19 protein-coding genes and 1 pseudogene are annotated in these 16,998 nt (G+C 69.6%); 17 read left to right on the forward strand and 3 right to left on the reverse strand.

Annotated elements, in window-relative coordinates:
- The first annotated feature begins 2 nt into the window (after positions 1-2).
- The 16 genes and pseudogenes from Q0L89_RS01130 to Q0L89_RS01205 all read left to right on the forward strand — a co-directional run bounded on the left by Q0L89_RS01130 (position 3) and on the right by Q0L89_RS01205 (position 13,732).
- A complete protein-coding gene (locus Q0L89_RS01130) occupies positions 3-1,277 on the forward strand; it encodes a terminase family protein (protein WP_296761896.1) in 1,275 nt (424 codons plus the stop codon).
- 99 nt (positions 1,278-1,376) lie between these two features.
- A pseudogene (locus Q0L89_RS01135) lies at positions 1,377-2,628 on the forward strand (phage portal protein).
- Positions 2,621-2,860, forward strand: coding sequence for a hypothetical protein (locus Q0L89_RS01140; RefSeq protein WP_296761843.1), 240 nt, complete (start codon positions 2,621-2,623; stop codon positions 2,858-2,860). The pseudogene Q0L89_RS01135 and the gene Q0L89_RS01140 overlap by 8 nt, the downstream one beginning before the upstream one ends.
- Before the next feature lie 21 nt (positions 2,861-2,881).
- Positions 2,882-3,436 carry an HK97 family phage prohead protease gene (locus Q0L89_RS01145; RefSeq protein ID WP_296761844.1) on the forward strand — a complete coding sequence of 185 codons (555 nt, stop codon included), beginning with the start codon at positions 2,882-2,884 and terminating at the stop codon, positions 3,434-3,436.
- Between the two features lie 40 nt (positions 3,437-3,476).
- The gene (locus tag Q0L89_RS01150) at positions 3,477-4,667 is read left to right on the forward strand and encodes a phage major capsid protein (protein WP_296761845.1); all 1,191 of its coding nucleotides are present in this window, start codon (positions 3,477-3,479) and stop codon (positions 4,665-4,667) included.
- Between the two features lie 119 nt (positions 4,668-4,786).
- Entirely contained in the window at positions 4,787-5,386 is a 600-nt protein-coding gene (locus Q0L89_RS01155) for a head-tail connector protein (protein ID WP_296761847.1), read from the forward strand.
- Entirely contained in the window at positions 5,383-5,721 is a 339-nt protein-coding gene (locus tag Q0L89_RS01160; RefSeq protein ID WP_296761848.1) for a head-tail adaptor protein, read from the forward strand. Before Q0L89_RS01155 ends, Q0L89_RS01160 begins: the two co-directional genes overlap by 4 nt.
- Before the next feature lie 114 nt (positions 5,722-5,835).
- Positions 5,836-6,135, forward strand: a complete 300-nt coding sequence (locus tag Q0L89_RS01165) for a DUF3168 domain-containing protein (RefSeq protein ID WP_366937887.1) — start codon at positions 5,836-5,838, stop codon at positions 6,133-6,135.
- 17 nt (positions 6,136-6,152) lie between these two features.
- Entirely contained in the window at positions 6,153-6,566 is a 414-nt protein-coding gene (locus Q0L89_RS01170; RefSeq protein ID WP_296761850.1) for a phage major tail protein, TP901-1 family, read from the forward strand.
- Between the two features lie 2 nt (positions 6,567-6,568).
- Complete coding sequence (locus Q0L89_RS01175; RefSeq protein ID WP_296761851.1) at positions 6,569-6,895, forward strand: gene transfer agent family protein; 327 nt, start codon at positions 6,569-6,571, stop codon at positions 6,893-6,895.
- Positions 6,892-7,125, forward strand: coding sequence for a rcc01693 family protein (locus Q0L89_RS01180; protein ID WP_296761852.1), 234 nt, complete (start codon positions 6,892-6,894; stop codon positions 7,123-7,125). The genes Q0L89_RS01175 and Q0L89_RS01180 overlap by 4 nt, the downstream gene beginning before the upstream one ends.
- Positions 7,112-7,780 (forward strand): phage tail tape measure protein, encoded by a 669-nt coding sequence (locus tag Q0L89_RS01185; RefSeq protein ID WP_296761854.1) that lies wholly within the window; start codon positions 7,112-7,114, stop codon positions 7,778-7,780. Before Q0L89_RS01180 ends, Q0L89_RS01185 begins: the two co-directional genes overlap by 14 nt.
- Before the next feature lie 15 nt (positions 7,781-7,795).
- Positions 7,796-8,428, forward strand: coding sequence for a DUF2460 domain-containing protein (locus Q0L89_RS01190; RefSeq protein ID WP_296761855.1), 633 nt, complete (start codon positions 7,796-7,798; stop codon positions 8,426-8,428).
- Positions 8,425-9,312, forward strand: coding sequence for a DUF2163 domain-containing protein (locus Q0L89_RS01195; protein ID WP_296761857.1), 888 nt, complete (start codon positions 8,425-8,427; stop codon positions 9,310-9,312). Before Q0L89_RS01190 ends, Q0L89_RS01195 begins: the two co-directional genes overlap by 4 nt.
- Positions 9,309-9,809 carry a peptidase gene (locus Q0L89_RS01200; protein ID WP_296761859.1) on the forward strand — a complete coding sequence of 167 codons (501 nt, stop codon included), beginning with the start codon at positions 9,309-9,311 and terminating at the stop codon, positions 9,807-9,809. The genes Q0L89_RS01195 and Q0L89_RS01200 overlap by 4 nt, the downstream gene beginning before the upstream one ends.
- Complete coding sequence (locus tag Q0L89_RS01205) at positions 9,809-13,732, forward strand: glycoside hydrolase/phage tail family protein (protein ID WP_296761861.1); 3,924 nt, start codon at positions 9,809-9,811, stop codon at positions 13,730-13,732. The genes Q0L89_RS01200 and Q0L89_RS01205 overlap by 1 nt, the downstream gene beginning before the upstream one ends.
- 139 nt (positions 13,733-13,871) lie before the next feature.
- Here the strand turns inward: Q0L89_RS01205 and Q0L89_RS01210 are convergent, their stop codons facing one another.
- The gene (locus Q0L89_RS01210) at positions 13,872-14,210 is read right to left on the reverse strand and encodes a TraR/DksA C4-type zinc finger protein (protein ID WP_296761864.1); all 339 of its coding nucleotides are present in this window, start codon (positions 14,208-14,210) and stop codon (positions 13,872-13,874) included.
- Between the two features lie 93 nt (positions 14,211-14,303).
- Between Q0L89_RS01210 and cysE the strand changes: the two genes are divergently transcribed.
- Complete coding sequence (gene cysE, locus Q0L89_RS01215; RefSeq protein WP_296761866.1) at positions 14,304-15,113, forward strand: serine O-acetyltransferase; 810 nt, start codon at positions 14,304-14,306, stop codon at positions 15,111-15,113.
- Between the two features lie 17 nt (positions 15,114-15,130).
- Here cysE and Q0L89_RS01220 read toward each other — a convergent pair whose 3' ends face one another.
- Positions 15,131-15,607, reverse strand: coding sequence for a hypothetical protein (locus Q0L89_RS01220; RefSeq protein WP_296761868.1), 477 nt, complete (start codon positions 15,605-15,607; stop codon positions 15,131-15,133).
- A gap of 26 nt (positions 15,608-15,633) precedes the next feature.
- Positions 15,634-16,995: a pyruvate dehydrogenase complex dihydrolipoamide acetyltransferase gene (locus tag Q0L89_RS01225; protein WP_296761870.1), complete on the reverse strand. Its 1,362-nt coding sequence runs from the start codon at positions 16,993-16,995 to the stop codon at positions 15,634-15,636.
- Positions 16,996-16,998: the final 3 nt, after the last annotated feature.

Here is a 16,998-nt window from a genome sequence, read left to right on the forward strand (position 1 = left end):
TCCTGGCGCTGCGCTACCTGTTCGAGTTCTGGGCCATGGATCACCAGTTGCCCCCCGAGGGCGACTGGTGCAGCTGGGTAGTGATGGGCGGGCGCGGCGCCGGCAAGACCCGCGCCGGCGCCGAATGGGTGCGCGCCCAGGTCGAGGGCGCGCGCCCGCTGGACCCCGGTGCGTGCAGCCGCGTCGCCCTGGTGGGCGAGACCATGGACCAGGTGCGCGACGTGATGATCTTTGGCGAAAGCGGCATCCTGGCCTGTTCGCCGCCCCACCGGCGCCCCGAGTGGCAGGCCACGCGCAAGCGGCTGATCTGGCCCAACGGTGCCACGGCGCAGGTGTTTTCGGCGCATGAGCCGGAATCGCTGCGCGGGCCGCAGTTCGATGCCGCCTGGGTGGATGAGCTGGCCAAGTGGAAACGCGCCCGCGCGACATGGGACATGCTGCAATTCGCCCTGCGACTGGGCCGGCATCCGCGCGTGTGCGTGACCACCACGCCGCGCAACGTCGGCGTGCTCAAGGAGCTTCTGGGCCGCGACAGCACGGTCATTACCCAGGCCCCTACCGAAGCCAACCGCGCCTACCTTGCGGACAGCTTTCTCGAAGAGGTGCGCGCGCGCTATGCCGGCACCCGCTTGGGCCGGCATGAACTGGACGGCGTGCTGGTGGACGAGGCCGAGGATGCCCTGTGGCGTGGTGCGATGCTGGAGGCGGCCCGCCGGGCGCTGCCCTCGGGCGAGGACGGCATGGACCGGATCGTGGTGGCGATCGACCCACCGATGAGCAGGCATGCCGGCTCGGACGCCTGCGGCATCGTGGTGGCCGGTGCGCGCACCCGCGGCCCGGTGCAGGACTGGCGCGCCTGGGTGCTGGAGGATGCCAGCCTGCGCGGTGCCAGCCCCGCGCAATGGGCCGAAGCCGCGGTTGCGGCGATGGAACGCTGGGGCGCTTCGCGGCTGGTGGCCGAGGTCAACCAGGGCGGCAACCTCGTCGAGGAGGTGATCCGCCAGGTGGCCCCATTGGCGCCGGTGACGAAGGTGCACGCCCGCCAGGGCAAGGCGGCCCGCGCCGAGCCGGTGGCCGCGCTATACGACCAGGGGCGGGTGTTTCACGCCGCCGGCGCCGAGCTGTCGGCGCTGGAAGAGCAGATGTGCGCGATGACGACGCGCGGGTTCGAGGGCCGCGGCAGCCCCGACCGGGTGGATGCGCTGGTCTGGGCGCTGCACGATCTGCTGATCGTGCCGGCGGCGAAATGGCGCGACCCGAAGCTGCGCGCGCTGTGATCGGGCGGCGTTAACGGTTTGCCGGCAATGTTCCCGGCAAGCCGCCACGCCGCGATCCGTGGCACCCAGGCAAGGCAACCGACGAGGAGCGACAAGCCAATGGTATTGGACATCTTTCGGCGCAGCACCGGGGCCGATGACAGCGCCGGCGCCCCCCAGGAGCGCAAGGCCAGCGCCACCGCCCGCGTGGTGGCGTGGCAGGGCGGCGGCCGCGTGGCGTGGAGCGCGCGCGACAGCCGCTCGCTGACGCGCACCGGCTACCTGGGCAACCCCGTGGCCTATCGCTGCGTCAAGATGATCAGCGAGGCGGCGGCGGCGCTGCCGCTGGGCGTGCAGGACGGCGAGGCGCGCTATGAACGTCATCCGCTGCTGGCGCTGATCGACCGGCCCAACCCCGCGCAGGGCAAGGCCGACCTGCTGGAGGCGCTCTACGGTCAGATCCTGCTGACCGGCGACGGCTATGTCGAGGCGGTGGGAACCGGCGACGAGGTCGGCAGCGGTCTGCCGGACGAGTTGCATGTGCTGCGTTCGGACCGGATGAGCCTGGTGCCCGGGGCCGATGGCGTATGACTACACGGTGGGCGCGCGCAAGCACCGCTTCGACGTGCGCGGCCCGGTGCCGCCGGTCTGCCATATCCGCAATTTCCACCCGCAGGACGACCACTATGGGCTTTCGCCGATGCAGGCGGCGGCGCAGGCGCTGGACGTGCACAACTCGGCCAGCCGCTGGTCGAAGGCATTGCTGGACAACGCCGCGCGGCCTTCGGGCGCGATCATTTACAAGGGCGCCGAGGGGCAGGGCACGCTGAGCGCCGATCAGTACGACCGCCTGACCGCCGAGACGGAAAGCTATCACCAGGGCGCGCGCAACGCCGGGCGGCCGATGTTGCTGGAGGGCGGGCTGGACTGGAAACCGATGGGGTTTTCGCCTGCCGACATGGAATTCCAGAAAACCAAGGACTCGGCGGCGCGCGAGATCGCGCTGACCTTCGGGGTGCCGCCGATGCTGCTGGGGATTCCGGGCGACGCCACCTATGCCAATTACCAGGAGGCCAACCGCGCCTTCTATCGTCAGACGGTGCTGCCGATGGCGGCGCGGGTGGTGGCGGGGCTGGCCGACTGGCTGACGCGACTGGCCGGCGCGCCCGAGCTGCGGATGTTTCCCGACCTAGACCAGGTGCCGGCGCTGGCGTCCGAGCGCGAGTCGCAATGGCGCCGGGTGGCGGCGGCCGATTTCCTGACCGAGGCGGAAAAGCGGCGCCTGCTGGGACTGCCGGCACGCCCGGCCCCCGAAGACGCTGCCGCGCCGGCCGGCACACCGGATTTGGAGGGCGGTGGCCGGGATGCGTGAGACGCGCCCGCCGAGGCCATACGGCTTCGAGGCGTTCGACTGCGCGCCGGCGCTGCGGCTGGAGGCGCACGAGAGGGTTTCGAAACTCCAGGTCGAGGCGCTGCAAGAGCGCGCCCGCAAGCTGGAAGAGGCGATGGAAAAGCTGGAGCGGCGCTTGTGGCTGACGGTTTACGGCGTGCTGGGGATGATCCTGGCGCAGGCGTTGCAATCGTTGCTGAACGCGACGCCCTGAGCAGGACGAAAGGAAAACGAGATGCAAGACGACACCGGTCTGGAGCGCAAGTTCTGCCGCTTCGACAAGGATCTGACAGTGAGCGACACCGCCGGCATCGCGGGCTATGCCAGCCTGTTCGGCGCCCCCGACCAAGGCGGCGACGTGGTGGCGCCGGGCGCATATGGTGCCTCGCTCAAGCGACTGGCGGGCGACGGGCGGCGGGTCAAGATGCTGTGGCAGCACGACCCGACGCAACCCATCGGCATCTGGGACGAGGTGCGCGAGGACGCCCGCGGCCTGTATGTCAGGGGCCGCATTCTCGACAGCGTCGAGAAGGGCCGCGAGGCGGCGGCGCTGATCGCCGCGGGTGCCATCGAGGGGCTGTCGATCGGGTATCGCACGCTGCGGGCGGCGCGCGGTGACGACGGGCGTCGGCTGCTCAAGGAACTGGAGCTTTGGGAAGTGTCGCTGGTGACCTTCCCGATGCTGTCCAGTGCGCGGGTGGCGGCCAAAGGCGATGCGCTGGCGATCGATGGCCTGCGCGAACTGGCGGCGATCTTTGGCGACGCCCGCCGTGACCTGGGGCGCGGCTGACGCGGCCACGGGCATCCGAAACCTCTGGAAAGGGTAGACCATGAGCAAGACCGAACCGACACGAGCCCGGGGCGGCGGAGACCCCTCCGCGCTGTCCGAACTGAGATCCGCGGTGACGGGTTTCGTAAGTGACTTCAAAGGCTTCCGGGATGACTTCGACACCAGGCTGCAACAAACCGAAGAGCGACTGACCATGCTGAACAAGAAATCCTGCACCCCCGCCCCGATGCGCCCGGCGCTGTCAGTAAATGCCGAAACCGAGCTGCCGCACCAAAAGGCGTTCGACGCCTATCTGCGCAGCGGCGACGACGACGCGCTGCGCGGCCTGGCCCCGGAAGGCAAGGCGATGTCCACCGCGGTGGCCGGCGACGGCGGCTACCTGGTGGACCCGCAGACGTCCGAGACGATCCGCGGGGTGCTGAACTCGACCGCCTCGCTGCGCGCGGTGGCCAATGTCGTCGAGGTCGAGGCGACTTCGTATGACGTGCTGGTGGACCATTCCGACGTGGGCCATGGCTGGAGCACCGAAAGCGGCGCGGTGACCGAGAGTGCGACGCCGGTGATCGACCGGATCGGCATCCCGCTGCACGAACTCAGCGCCATGCCCAAGGCCAGTCAGCGGCTGCTGGATGACAGCGCCTTCGACGTTGAGGGCTGGCTGGCCAGCCGCATCGCCGACAAGTTCACCCGCGCCGAGGCGGCGGCTTTCGTGAGCGGCGACGGCGTTGACAAGCCGACCGGCTTTCTGACCCATGCACAGGTCGACAACGACGTCTGGAGTTGGGGCAATCTTGGATACGTGCCCACCGGCGTTGACGGTGCCTTTGGCGGCCCCGATGCGATCATCGACCTGATCTATGCGCTGGGTGCGCAGTACCGGGCCGGCGCGGTGTTCGTGATGAACTCGAAAACCGCCGGGCAGATCCGCAAGATGAAGGATGCCGAGGGCCGGTTCCTTTGGACCGATGGCATGGCGGCGGGCGAGCCGGCGCGGCTGATGGGCTACAAGGTGCTGATCGCCGAGGACATGCCCGACGTCGCCAGCGGCTCGGTCGCGGTGGCCTTTGGTGATTTCTCCGCTGGGTACACGGTGGCCGAGCGCCCCGACCTGCGGGTGCTGCGCGATCCGTTCAGCGCCAAACCGCACGTTCTGTTCTACGCCACCAAGCGCGTGGGCGGCGACGTGAGCGACTTCGCCGCGATCAAGCTGCTGAAATTCGCCGTTTCCTGAGCGGCGGGGCCGTTTCCCGCCCCCCTTGCGCATTCGCGTGCGGGTGGGGGCGGGACGCGCACACCCGGCCAAGAGCGTTCCCGCGGTTGAAGGGGGGCGAAGATTTCGGAGTTTGACCCATGATGTTAGTCGAAGAGACCACCACGTCCGACGCGGGACTGCCGGTGGGGGAATTCAAGGCCCACCTGCGGCTGGGAACCGGGTTTTCCGAGGATCAGGTGCAGGACGCGCTATTGCAGAGCTTTCTGCGCGCGGCGCTGTCGGCGATCGAGGCGCGCACCGGCAAGATCCTGTTGGAGCGGGACTTCTCGTGGGTGTTGGCCGCGTGGCGCGATCCGGTCGCGCAGGCCCTGCCGGTGGCGCCGGTCACGCAGGTGCTGGAGATGGTGATCACCGACCGGCTGGGTATCGAGGCCCCGGTTTCGCCCGATGCCTGGCGGTTAGAACCCGACATGCACCGCCCGCGCCTGGTGGCCACCGAGGCCTGCCTGCCGACGGTGCCGCGCGGCGGAACCGCGCGGCTGACGTTCCGGGCCGGGTTCGGGGCTGCCTGGGGCGACATCCCGGCCGACCTGGCGCAGGCGGTGCTGTTGCTGGCGGCGCATTACTACGAATACCGAGACGAGACATCGCTGGGCCGCGGCTGCATGCCTTTCGGGGTTTCCTCGTTGATCGAACGCTACCGCACGGTGCGGCTGCTGGCGGGGCATTCACGATGAGCGCCCCGGTGCTGAACCGCGAGATGGTTCTGGAGACGCCGGTCACCATCCCCGACGGGGCAGGCGGCCATGCGGGTGGCTGGCAGGCGCTGGGCACGCTGTGGGCCGAGCTGCGCCCGCGCACCGGGCGCGATGCCGTCGGCGAGGGCGCGGCGCTGTCGCTGATGCGCTACCGCATCGTGCTGCGCGCTGCCCCCGATGGCAGCAGCATGCGCCCGCGCGCCGGCCAGCGGCTACGCCTCGGCGCACGGCGGTTTCGCATCCAGGCGGTGGCCGAATTCGACGCGCGTGCGCGTTACCTGGAATGCTTCGCTCAAGAGGAGGAGGCGACATGAGCTATGGCATGTCGGCGGCCCTGCAACGGGCGGTTTACCAACGGCTGACGGCCGACCCGGCGGTGTCGGCGGCCGCGCCCGGCGCAGTATTCGACGCGCCCCCCCGAGGGGCCGTTGCCCGAGACCTATGTCAGCCTCGGCCCCGAGCAGGTTCGCGACCGATCCGACAAGATCGGGCGCGGTGCGGCGCATGATTTCACCGTCTCGGTGGTGACGGCCGCGGCCGGGTTCGAGGTGGCCAAGGCGCTGGCCGGCGCGGTGAGCGACGCGTTGCTGGAGGCCGACATGGTGCTGGCACGCGGACGGCTGGTGGGGCTCGATTTCCTTCAAACCAAGGCCGAGCGTGCCGCGCGCGGGCGGCTCAGGCGGATCGACCTGCGCTTTCGCGCGCGAGTGGACGACAACCAATTGTGACAAGCGGAGTAAGCGACATGGCAACACAGAATGGCAGGGATCTGTTGATCAAGGTGGATCTGACCGGCGACGGCCAGTTCCAGACGGTGGCGGGTCTGCGCGCCACGCGCCTGAGCTTCAACGCCGAGCGCGTCGACGTCACCAGCCTGGAATCCGCGGGCGGCTGGCGCGAGTTGCTGGCCGGGGCGGGCGTGAAATCGGCCGAGATCACCGGCTCGGGCGTGTTTCGCGACGCTGCCACCGACGAACGCGCGCGGCAGATATTCTTCGATGGTGAAGTGCCGGATTTCCAGGTGGTGATCCCCGATTTCGGCATCATTGCCGGGCCGTTCCAGATCGGGGCGATCGAATACGCCGGCAGTCACAACGGCGAGGCCACCTACGAGCTGTCGCTGGCTTCGGCCGGGGCGCTTAGCTTTACGGCGGTGTGAGCATGGCCAACCCCTATGCAGGCGAGGTGGCGCTGGTCATCGACGGCGAGCGCCATGTGCTGAAGCTGACCCTCGGCGCGCTGGCCGAGCTGGAAACGGTGCTGGGGGCCGACACCCTGATGGCGCTGGCCGAACGGTTCGAAGCGGGCCGCTTTTGCAGCCGCGACATCATCGCGGTGCTGGTCGCGGGGCTGCGCGGCGGCGGCTGGGCGGGGCAGGTGGCAGACCTGACCTGTGCCGAGGTCGACGGCGGCCCGATGGCGGCGGCGCGCGCGGCGGCGCAGCTTCTGGCGCGGGCCTTCGCGTTGCCCGACGAGGCCGCCGGGTGAGCCGCATCGACTGGCCGGTGCTGATGCGCGCGGGGTTGCGTCGGTTGGGCCTTGCGCCGGCGCAGTTCTGGGCGCTGACCCCGGCCGAGCTGATGCTGATGCTCGGCCACGGCGGGGCAGCGGCGCCATTGGGGCGCGTGCGGCTGGCGGAAATGATGCGCGACTGGCCCGATCCGGGCGGCGCGGGTGCAGAGGTTGAAAAGCAAGAGGGCGATCATGGCGGCGGATGAACAGATGGGCGCGCTGGACGAACAGATCGACGCGCTGGAAGGCACGATGAGCGCGGCGGCGGATGTGGCCGGGGTGTTCGACGACGAGCTTCGGCGGATGCGCGGCGCGTTGGCCGATACCGGCCGCGACCTGGCGACGGTCGAGCGCGGGTTCAGCCGTGGGCTGCGACGCGCCTTCGACGGCGTGGCTTTTGACGGGGTGAAGCTGTCGGACGCGCTGAGCGGTCTGGCGCGCACCATGGCTGACACTGCCTATTCGGCGGCGGTGCGTCCGGTGTCGCGGCATCTGGGCGGCCTGCTGGCCGAGGGCGTGGGCCGCGCGGTCAGCGGCATCCTGCCCTTCGGCGACGGTGCGGGGTTCGCGCAGGGCCGCGTCATGCCCTTTGCCACCGGCGGCGTGGTCAGCGGGCCGGTGGCGTTTCCGATGCGCGGCGGCACCGGGCTGATGGGCGAGGCGGGCGCCGAGGCGATCATGCCGCTGGCACGCGGCCCCGACGGCAAGCTGGGCGTGCGCGCGGGCAGTGGCAGTGGCGGCCGCCCGGTGCAGGTGGTCATGAATATCTCGACCCCCGACGTCGAGGGCTTTCGCCGCTCGCAAAGCCAGATTGCCGCGCAGATGGGCCGTGCCATCGCGCGCGGACAACGCAACCGCTAAGCAGGAGGGCGAGCGATGAGCTTTCACGAAGTCCGGTTTCCCGCCAACCTGAGCTTCGGCTCGCTGGGCGGGCCTGAGCGGCGCACCGACGTGGTGACGCTGGCCAACGGGTTCGAAGAGCGCAACACCCCTTGGGCGCATTCGCGCCGACGCTATGATGCCGGGCTGGGGATGCGATCTCTGGACGATGTGGCGGCGCTGATCGCCTTTTTCGAAGCGCGCCGCGGGCAGATGTTCGGCTTTCGCTGGAAGGACTGGGCCGACTACAAATCATGCGCGCCCTCGGCCACGCCCGCCCATGACGACCAGGTGATCGGGCAGGGCGACGGGACGCGGCGCGAGTTCGCGCTGATCAAGAGCTATATCTCCGGCGACCAGAGCTATGCGCGCCCGATTACCAAGCCGGTGCGCGGCACCGTGCGGGTGGGTATCGAGGGCGACGAGATGCACGAGGGCGTGCATTACAGCGTCGATACCGCGCGCGGTATGGTCAGCTTATCCGATGTGCCGGGCCCGGGCCGGCAGGTGACGGCGGGGTACGAATTCGACGTGCCGGTGCGGTTCGATACTGACCGAATCGCCACGTCGGTGGCCAGTTTCCAGGCCGGCGAGGTGCCGGACGTGCCGGTGGTGGAGGTGCGGGTATGATCGGGGAACAATTGCAGGCCCACCTGGACAGCGGCGCGACGACGCTGTGCCGGGCTTGGGCGATCACGCGCAATGACGGGGTGACGCTGGGCTTTACCGATCACGACCTGCCGCTCTTTTTCGAAGGCATCACTTTCAGCGCGTCGGCCGGGCTGAGTACGTCGCATACCGTTCAGGGCACCGGCCTGGCGGTGGACAACGCCGAGGCCGCGGGCGCGCTAAGCGACGCGGGCGTCACGGCCGCCGATATCGAGGCGGGCCGCTACGACGGTGCCGAGCTGCGCGCATGGCTGGTCAACTGGGCAGTGCCCGAACAGCGGGTGATGCAGTTTCGCGGCCGCTTGGGCGAATTGCGCCGGTCGGGCGGGGCCTTTACCGCCGAGCTGCGCGGCCTGACCGAGGCACTGAACCGGCCGCTGGGACGGATCTACCAGAAACCCTGCACCGCTGTGCTGGGCGACGCGGCCTGCGGGGTCGAGCTGTCGGCGCCGGGTTATGCGGCCGAGGCGGTGCTGGTCGCGGTCGCGCAGGCGCGGGTGTTGCACCTGCCACCGCTGTCGGGGTTTTCGCCGGGGTGGTTCAATCGCGGGGTGCTGACGATACTGGACGGCGCTGCGCAGGGATTGCGTGCGATGGTCAAGCGCGACCGCATCCGCGATGCGGATGGCGCGCGCGAGATCACGCTGTGGGCGCCGCTGGGGGCGGTGCCGGCGCCGGGCGACCGGGTGGGCGTGCAGGCGGGGTGCGACAAGCGGTTCGACACCTGCCGTTTCAAGTTCGGCAATGCGGCGAACTACCAGGGGTTTCCCGACATTCCCGGCACCGACTGGTTGACGGCCGTGCCCGCGACCATCGGCGAGACCGGCGGCGGGAGTCGCCGATGAGCCGGGCTGCAACCCCCGGCGCGCAGGAGGTGTGCGGGCATGTGAGCGGCGCGCAGGTGGTGTGCGCGGCGCGCGGCTGGATCGGCACGCCCTACCGGCACCAGGCCTCGTGCCGCGGCGCGGGGGCCGATTGCCTGGGGCTGCTGCGCGGTATCTGGCGCGAGCTTTTCGGGCCCGAGCCACTGCCGGTACCCGCCTACAGCCGCGACTGGTCCGAGCCGCAGGGCGACGAGCGGCTGTGGCGCGCCGCGACCGAAGTGCTGGTTGCGGTGGAGCCGGGCGCGCCCTGGCAGCCCGGTGACGTGCTCTTGTTTCGGATGCGTGCCGGGGCGGTGGCCAAGCACCTGGGTATCGCGGGCGTGGCCGGCGCCGCGGCGACATTCATCCATGCCTATAGCGGGCACGGCGTGGTGGAAAGCCCGCTGAGCGCGCCCTGGCGGCGCCGCGTGGTAGCGCGATTTGCCTTTCCCGATACAACCCCACAGGAGGTTCGCTGATGGCGACGATCGTATTCTCTGCCGCCGGTGCGGCACTGGGCGGCAGCGTCGGCGGCACTGCGCTGGGCCTGTCGATGACGGCCGTGGGCCGCTTTGCCGGCGCGACGCTGGGCCGGGCGCTCGACCAGCGGCTGCTGGGGGCGGGCGCCGAGCCGGTCGAGACCGGCCGGGTGGAGCGATTCCGCCTCACCGGCGCGGGCGAGGGCGATGCGGTGGCGCAGCTTCACGGGCGGATGCGGCTGGGCGGGCAGGTGATCTGGGCCAGCCGGTTCACCGAAGCCGTGCGCACAAGCGGCGGTGGCAAGGGGACCGCCCCGCGCCCCGGGACGCGCAGCTACAGCTATACCGTCAGCCTGGCCGTGGCGCTGTGCGCGGGTCCGGTCGGCGGCGTCACGCGCATCTGGGCCGATGGTACCGAACTGGCGCCCGAGGATCTGAACATGCGCATCTATACCGGCACGCGCGACCAGGCACCCGACCCCCTGATCGAGGCGGTCGAGGGCGCGGGCGCCGTGCCCGCCTACCGTGGCACGGCCTACGTGGTGATGGAGGCGATGGCGCTGGAACGCTTCGGCAACCGGGTGCCGCAGTTTTCCTTCGAGGTGGTGCGCCACGGCGCCACCGCTGCCGGGGCGGTGCCCGAGGCGGGGCAACTGGTGCGCGGAGTGGCGATGATCCCGGGTACCGGCGAATACGCGCTGGCGACGACGCCGGTGAGCTACGATCACGGCCCCGGCGCGCGGGTAAGCGCCAACGTGCATACCCCCTCGGGGCAGACCGATTTCGCCACCTCGGTGGCGCGACTGGAGTCCGAGGCGCCGGGCTGCGCGGCGGTGTCGCTGGTGCTGGGCTGGTTCGGCGACGATTTGCGCTGCGACCAATGCACGCTGCGCCCCAAGGTCGAACACCACGACGCGGACGGTGCCGAGATGCCCTGGCGCGTGGCCGGGTTGACCCGTGCCGGCGCGGCGCGCGTGCCGCGCGATGAAGACGGCCGCCCGGTCTATGGCGGCACGCCGGCCGATGCCGCTACAATCGAGGCCCTGCGCCACCTGGCCGCGCAGGGCAAGGCGGTAATGGTGTATCCCTTCATCCTGATGGATCAGATGCCGGGAAACGGCCTGCCCGACCCGTGGAGCGACGCGCCGGACCAGCCGCACCTGCCCTGGCGCGGCCGGATTACCGCCGACATCGCGCCCGGCCGCGACGGCAGCTCCGATGGCACCGCCGCCTTGGACGCGCAGGTGGCGGCCTTCTTCGGCACCGCGCAGGCATCGGATTTCACAGTCACCGATGGCGCGGTCGGCTATCACGGCCCCGACGAATGGCGCTACAACCGGTTCATCCTGCACCAGGCGGCGTTGTGCGCGGCTGCCGGCGGCGTCGATGCGTTCTGTATCGGGTCGGAAATGAAGGCATTGACGCGGTTGCGCGGTGCCAACGGACGCTTTCCGGCGGTCGAGGCGCTGATCGCGCTGGCCGCCGAGGTGCGCGCCATCCTTGGCCCCCATGTGCGCATCGGCTATGCCGCCGACTGGAGCGAATACGCGGGCTTCAGCCCGCGAGAGGCCCCCGGCGACCGCTATTTCCACCTCGACGCGCTATGGGCCAATGCCAACGTGGATTTCGTCGGCATCGACAATTACATGCCGCTCAGCGATTGGCGCGACTGCGACGATCACCTGGATGCGCGTGACTGGCCGGCAATCCATGATCTTGACTACCTGCGCGCCAATATCGAGGGCGGCGAGGGCCATGACTGGTTCTACCACTCGCCCGAGGCGCGCGCGGCGCAGATTCGCACCCCGATCACCGACGGTGCCCATGATGAGCCCTGGATCTGGCGCGCCAAGGATATCCGCAACTGGTGGTCGCGCCCTCATCACGACCGTGTCGGCGGCGCTCGCCAGCCGGCGCCAACGCCGTGGGTGCCGGGCTCGAAACCGGTCTGGTTCACCGAACTGGGTTGTGCCGCCGTGGACAAGGGCACCAACCAGCCCAACAAGTTCTTCGATCCGAAATCCTCCGAGTCCGCGCTGCCGCATCATTCGGACGGGCGCCGCGACGAACTCATCCAGATGCAGTATCTGCGCGCCATGCTCAGCTATTGGCAGGCGTCCGAAAACAACCCGCTGTCGGACGAATACGGCGGGCCGATGGTGGATATGGACCGCGCTTTCGTCTGGGCGTGGGACGCGCGCCCCTGGCCCGAATTTCCCGCCCGCGCCGACACCTGGGGCGACGCCGACAACCACGCGCGCGGACACTGGGTGACGGGGCGGCTGTCGCATCGTGCGCTGTCGGGCGTGGTGGCCGAAATCTGCCGCGGCGCGGGGCTTGGCGCGGTCGATGTGTCGGCGCTCTACGGGCTGGTGCGCGGCTACACAGTGGATAGCGTCGATGCGGCGCGTGCGGCCTTGCAGCCCCTGATGACGGTGCACGGGTTCGACGCGGTCGAGCGCGAAGGCGTGCTGCGCTTTGTCAGCCGTGGCGGGCACCGCGACCGGCAATTGGGCGAAGAAGATCTGGTGCGCAGCGATGAAATCGGCGGCCTGGTGGAACAGACCCGCGCCCCCGAGGCCGAAACGGCAGGTCGTGTGCGGCTGACATTCGTCGAGGCGGGCGGCGATCACGCCGTGGCGGCCGAAGAGGCGATCCTGCCCGAGGATGCCACCCATGCCGTGGCTGCCTCGGAAATACCGATGGCGCTGACACGGGCCGAGGCGCGCGTGGTCGCCGAACGCTGGCTTGCGGAGGCGCGGGTGGCGCGTGAAGGGCTGCGCCTGGCGCTGCCGCCGTCGCGGCTTGCAGTGGGCGCCGGCGATGTGATCGCGCCCGAGGGGCAGCAGGGGCTCTACCGGGTGGACCGGGTCGAACAGGGCGCGGCGCAACTCATCGACGCGGTGCGCATCGACCCGTCGGTTCATGACGCCGCGCCTGCCGATGACGTGCCGGTGCAACTGGCGGCATTCGCCGCGCCGGTACCGGTTCTGCCGGTGTTCATGGATCTGCCACTGATCACCGGCGACGAAGTGCCCCACGCCCCGCATGTCGCCGCCGTGGCGCGCCCTTGGCCCGGCGCGGTGTCGGTCTACGCTGCGCCGACGGATGCCGACTATGCGCTCGACACGGTGCTGGAACGTTCCGCCAGCTTCGGGGTGACACAATCGGGGCTTGCGGCGGCGCGCCCCGGCCTGATGGATCGTGGCGCGGCGGTGCAGGTGCGCATGCACGGCGGAACGCTCGACAATGTCGCCGGCGGCGCGCTTCTGGCCGGCGGTAACCTCGCCGCGATCGGCGACGGCAGCGCCGATGGCTGGGAGGTGATACAGTTCGCCGAGGCCGAGCTGATCGCCGCCGACACCTATATCCTTCGTGGGCTGTTGCGCGGGCAGGCGGGCAGCGACGGTGTGATGCCGCCAATCTGGCTACCCGGCGCGCAGTTTGTACTGCTCGACGGGGCGCCGGAACAGATCGGACTCGCTGCGGCAGAACGCGGTTTGGCGCGCCACTACCGCATCGGGCCCGCACGGCGGGGCGTCGACGACCCCAGCTATGACCACCAGGTGTTGGCGTTCGAAGGTATCGGCCTGCGTCCCTACCGGCCGGCGCACCTGCGGGCGGTCGACGACGGCGCGGCGCTGGCGCTTAGCTGGGTGCGGCGTACCCGCGTGGACGGTGACAGCTGGGACGGCCCCGACGTGCCGCTGGGCGAGGAGAGCGAGCGCTACCTGCTGCGGGTGCTGCGCGATGGCAAGCTGCTGCGCGAGGTTTCGCTGGAGGCGCCGGGCTGGGTCTACGACGCCTCAACGCGCGCCGACGATGGCACCCAGGCCGGCAGCGCGCCGTTCCGCATCGCGGTCGCGCAGGTCTCGGCGCGGGTTGGGCCGGGTTACTTCGCCGTGCGCGATATCCCGGGGTAGGCCTGCGCTGCAAACGCCCCGGGGCATGTCCGACCGGAAGATGCACGCAGCCACGAAACCCAACGCACGTTGCTTCATCTTTCCCAAAATACTCCCGCCGGAGGCTCCCGTCGGCGCGGTTCGCGCCACGGCGGGGTGCTCACCCCGCGGCGCAGCTTATGCAGCGCGGGGCGGCCGGGTCGAGCTCAAGCCGCCTCGGCGCGATCGGCTCGCCGCAATCCATGCAATGGCCATACTCGCCCTCGTCCAGGCGTACCAGCGCGGCGCGCAGGCGGCGCGTCTCGCCGTCGCGGCGAGTCTGCGCAGCCTTGGACATCGCCTGCATCTGCAAAGCGTCCATACGGCTGAGCCGGCCGGTGGCCTGCTGATCGAGGGTGACCACCTGCTGGCCCTGGGCACCGAGGTCGTCGCCCTCCTGCAACGCGGCCAGGCGCGCCTCGATCAGGGCGCGGAACCGGTCGGCTGATTCGTTGTCCATGGCGCACACCTCTTCGTGACGGGCTTTGCATTTTCGTCGCGCGGGTCTATCTGCTAGACTTGTCGCAGTTGCAGCAGGGGATCAAGCACCGCCATGGCCAAAACACACGCGAACCTGTCGGAAATCGACCCGGTCTGGGACCGTATCCTGACCGAAGCCGAGGCGGCCGTCGCCGACGAACCCCTGCTGGGCGGCATGATCCATTCGTGCATCCTGCATCACGGCGCAATCGATCGCGCCCTGGCTTACCGCAACGCGATGAAGCTGGCCTCGGGCGAGATGAGCGAGCAGTTGATTCGCGAGATCTGCGATGCGGCCTATGCCAGCGAACCGGCGCTGGCGATGGCGGCGCGTGCCGATATCGTGGCGGTTTACGAGCGTGACCCGGCCTGCCACCGGTTCCTTCAGCCGCTCTTGTTCTTCAAGGGGTTCCAGGCCGTGCAGGCGTATCGTGTCGCGCATTGGCTGTGGCGGCAGGGCCGCCGCGACATGGCCTACTTTTTCCAGATGCGAGTGTCCGAGACGTTTGGCGTCGATATCCATCCCGCCGCCCGGATCGGGCAGGGGATCATGATTGATCACGCCCATTCGATCGTCATCGGCGAAACGGCGGTGGTCGGCGACAACGTCTCGATGCTGCACTCGGTTACCCTGGGCGGTACCGGCAAGGATGAAGAGGATCGCCACCCCAAGATCGGCGACGGCGTGCTGATCGGTGCCGGGGCCAAGGTGCTGGGCAATATCAGCATCGGCCGCTGCTCGCGCATCGCTGCCGGGTCGGTGGTGCTGCATGACGTGCCCGAGAAATCCACCGTCGCCGGCGTGCCGGCCAAGGTGGTGGGCGAGGCCGGCTGCGCGCAGCCCTCGGTCACCATGGATCAGCTATTGGGCACCAAGGGCTGAACGCCGGCGCGGCGTGGTCACGGCAGTTTGCCGATCAGGCGACCAATCACGGCGTCGAGGCTGTCCAGCTTCTCGAACCGGCTTGTAGGCACACGGCGCAGGGCGTTGCGCGCGGCCTTGGCGCCCGTGCTGTCCGCCTTGGTGTGCCGCGCCGCCGGACAATCATCTATGGGCGGCAATGCCGAATCCGGGGACGTTCCCCCGAACCAGAGATAGTGGCGCGCCTCCAGGTCGTCGTCCACCACGATGGCAATGACACAGCCCGCCGGGCGCGCGGCAAGGCGCAGGCCAATGTCGAAATGCCGCCGCTTGCCCCCGACGCGCAGCGCCTTGAACTGGATATGCCGGGTAATTGCGCCGCGCGTGACAACCAGGTCATAGCCGCCGCTGTCGAACTCGCTGCGCAGCACCTCGACGTCGTATGCGCCCGCTTGCCAGCATCGTTGCAACAGGCGCCCGACGAAGAGATGCTCCAGTATGATTTCCCGAAGCACCGAATGCCGGGAATGCGCGGATGCCATCAGGCCAGCATCAGCATCGGGTTTTCCAGGTTCTTCACGATCTGCTGGAGCAGTTTGGCGCCGAGCGCGCCGTCGATGACGCGGTGATCGACGCTCAGCGTCACGCTCATTACCGTGGCGGTTGTCACTTCGCCATCCTTCCCGACCACCGGTTTCCTGACGCCCGCGCCCACGGCCAGGATGGCGCCGTGCGGGGGGTTGATGACGGCGTCGAAATTGTCGATCCCGTACATCCCGAGGTTGGAAATGGCGAAACTGCCGCCCTGGTATTCGCCCGGCGCCAGCTTGCGGTCGCGGGCGCGGGTGGCGAGGTCTTTCATCTCGGCCGACAATGCCGAGAGCGATTTCATCTCGGCATCCTTGAGAACGGGCGTGAACAGCCCGCCCTCGACGGCTACGGCCACCGCCACGTCGGACGGCTTCAGCCGCAGGATACGGTCGCCGGCCCAGACGGCGTTGGCGTCGGGCACGGCCTGAAGCGCCAGCGCGCAGGCCTTGATGATGAAGTCATTGACGCTGAGCTTCACGCCGCGCGCCTGGAGCTGCTTGTTGAGATCGGCGCGGAACGACATCAGCGCGTCCATGCGGATATCGCGGCGCAGGTAGAAATGCGGGATCGTCTGCTTGGCCTCGGTCAGGCGGGCGGCAACGATCTTGCGCATACCGTCGAGCTTGATTTCCTCGGTTTCGCGGTCCGCGTAAAGCGCCTTGACGGTTTCCGCATCGGGCCCCGCGGGGGCGGCACCCGCTGCCGGTGCGGGCGCCTTTTCGGCACGAGGTCCCGGCTCGGGGGCCGGGACGGATGTGGCGGCTGCCTTGGCATCCACCACATCCGCCTTGACGATCCGACCACGCGGACCCGAGCCGGTCACCTGCGTCAGGTCCAGCCCCTTTTGCGCCGCGATCCGGCGCGCCAGCGGCGAGGCGAAAACCCGCTCTCCCTTCTCGTCGGTCGGCGCGGCGGGGGCCTTGGCGGGGGCGTCAGCCGAGGCATCGCCGCCCTTCTCGGCCTTGGGCGCGGCCGGTTTGGCCCCGTCATCGGGGGTCTTTTCCTTGGCCTTTTCATCCGTCCTGGTCTTGGGCGCAGGCTTGGCGCTGTCGATGTCGGAGGCATCCTCGCCCTCCTCCAGCAACACCGCGATGGGGGTGTTGACCTTGACGCCTTCGGTGCCCGCCTCGATCAGGATCTTGCCGATGGTGCCCTCGTCGGCGGCCTCGAATTCCATCGTGGCCTTGTCGGTCTCGATCTCGGCCAGCAGATCGCCCGAGGCGACCTCGTCGCCTTCCTTGACCAGCCATTTGGCAAGCGTGCCTTCTTCCATGGTGGGCGACAGCGCGGGCATGAGAATTTCGGTCGGCATCGC

The organism is Sediminimonas sp. (genome assembly GCF_024637375.1).
In the GTDB taxonomy this organism is placed as follows: domain Bacteria; phylum Pseudomonadota; class Alphaproteobacteria; order Rhodobacterales; family Rhodobacteraceae; genus Sediminimonas.

Excerpts from the sequence above, each read along its gene's own strand:
- Q0L89_RS01145 (WP_296761844.1), top strand. The coding sequence starts at position 2,882 with ATGCAAGACGACACCGGTCTGGAGCGCAAGTTCTGCCGCTTCGACAAG.
- Q0L89_RS01205 (WP_296761861.1), top strand. The coding sequence starts at position 9,809 with ATGGCGACGATCGTATTCTCTGCCGCCGGTGCGGCACTGGGCGGCAGC.
- Q0L89_RS01225 (WP_296761870.1), bottom strand. The coding sequence starts at position 16,995 with ATGCCGACCGAAATTCTCATGCCCGCGCTGTCGCCCACCATGGAAGAA.
- Q0L89_RS01170 (WP_296761850.1), top strand. The coding sequence starts at position 6,153 with ATGGCAACACAGAATGGCAGGGATCTGTTGATCAAGGTGGATCTGACC.
- Q0L89_RS01175 (WP_296761851.1), top strand. The coding sequence starts at position 6,569 with ATGGCCAACCCCTATGCAGGCGAGGTGGCGCTGGTCATCGACGGCGAG.
- cysE (WP_296761866.1), top strand. The coding sequence starts at position 14,304 with ATGGCCAAAACACACGCGAACCTGTCGGAAATCGACCCGGTCTGGGAC.
- Q0L89_RS01195 (WP_296761857.1), top strand. The coding sequence starts at position 8,425 with ATGATCGGGGAACAATTGCAGGCCCACCTGGACAGCGGCGCGACGACG.
- Q0L89_RS01185 (WP_296761854.1), top strand. The coding sequence starts at position 7,112 with ATGGCGGCGGATGAACAGATGGGCGCGCTGGACGAACAGATCGACGCG.
- Q0L89_RS01150 (WP_296761845.1), top strand. The coding sequence starts at position 3,477 with ATGAGCAAGACCGAACCGACACGAGCCCGGGGCGGCGGAGACCCCTCC.
- Q0L89_RS01160 (WP_296761848.1), top strand. The coding sequence starts at position 5,383 with ATGAGCGCCCCGGTGCTGAACCGCGAGATGGTTCTGGAGACGCCGGTC.
- Q0L89_RS01190 (WP_296761855.1), top strand. The coding sequence starts at position 7,796 with ATGAGCTTTCACGAAGTCCGGTTTCCCGCCAACCTGAGCTTCGGCTCG.
- Q0L89_RS01140 (WP_296761843.1), top strand. The coding sequence starts at position 2,621 with ATGCGTGAGACGCGCCCGCCGAGGCCATACGGCTTCGAGGCGTTCGAC.
- Q0L89_RS01210 (WP_296761864.1), bottom strand. The coding sequence starts at position 14,210 with ATGGACAACGAATCAGCCGACCGGTTCCGCGCCCTGATCGAGGCGCGC.
- Q0L89_RS01200 (WP_296761859.1), top strand. The coding sequence starts at position 9,309 with ATGAGCCGGGCTGCAACCCCCGGCGCGCAGGAGGTGTGCGGGCATGTG.
- Q0L89_RS01155 (WP_296761847.1), top strand. The coding sequence starts at position 4,787 with ATGATGTTAGTCGAAGAGACCACCACGTCCGACGCGGGACTGCCGGTG.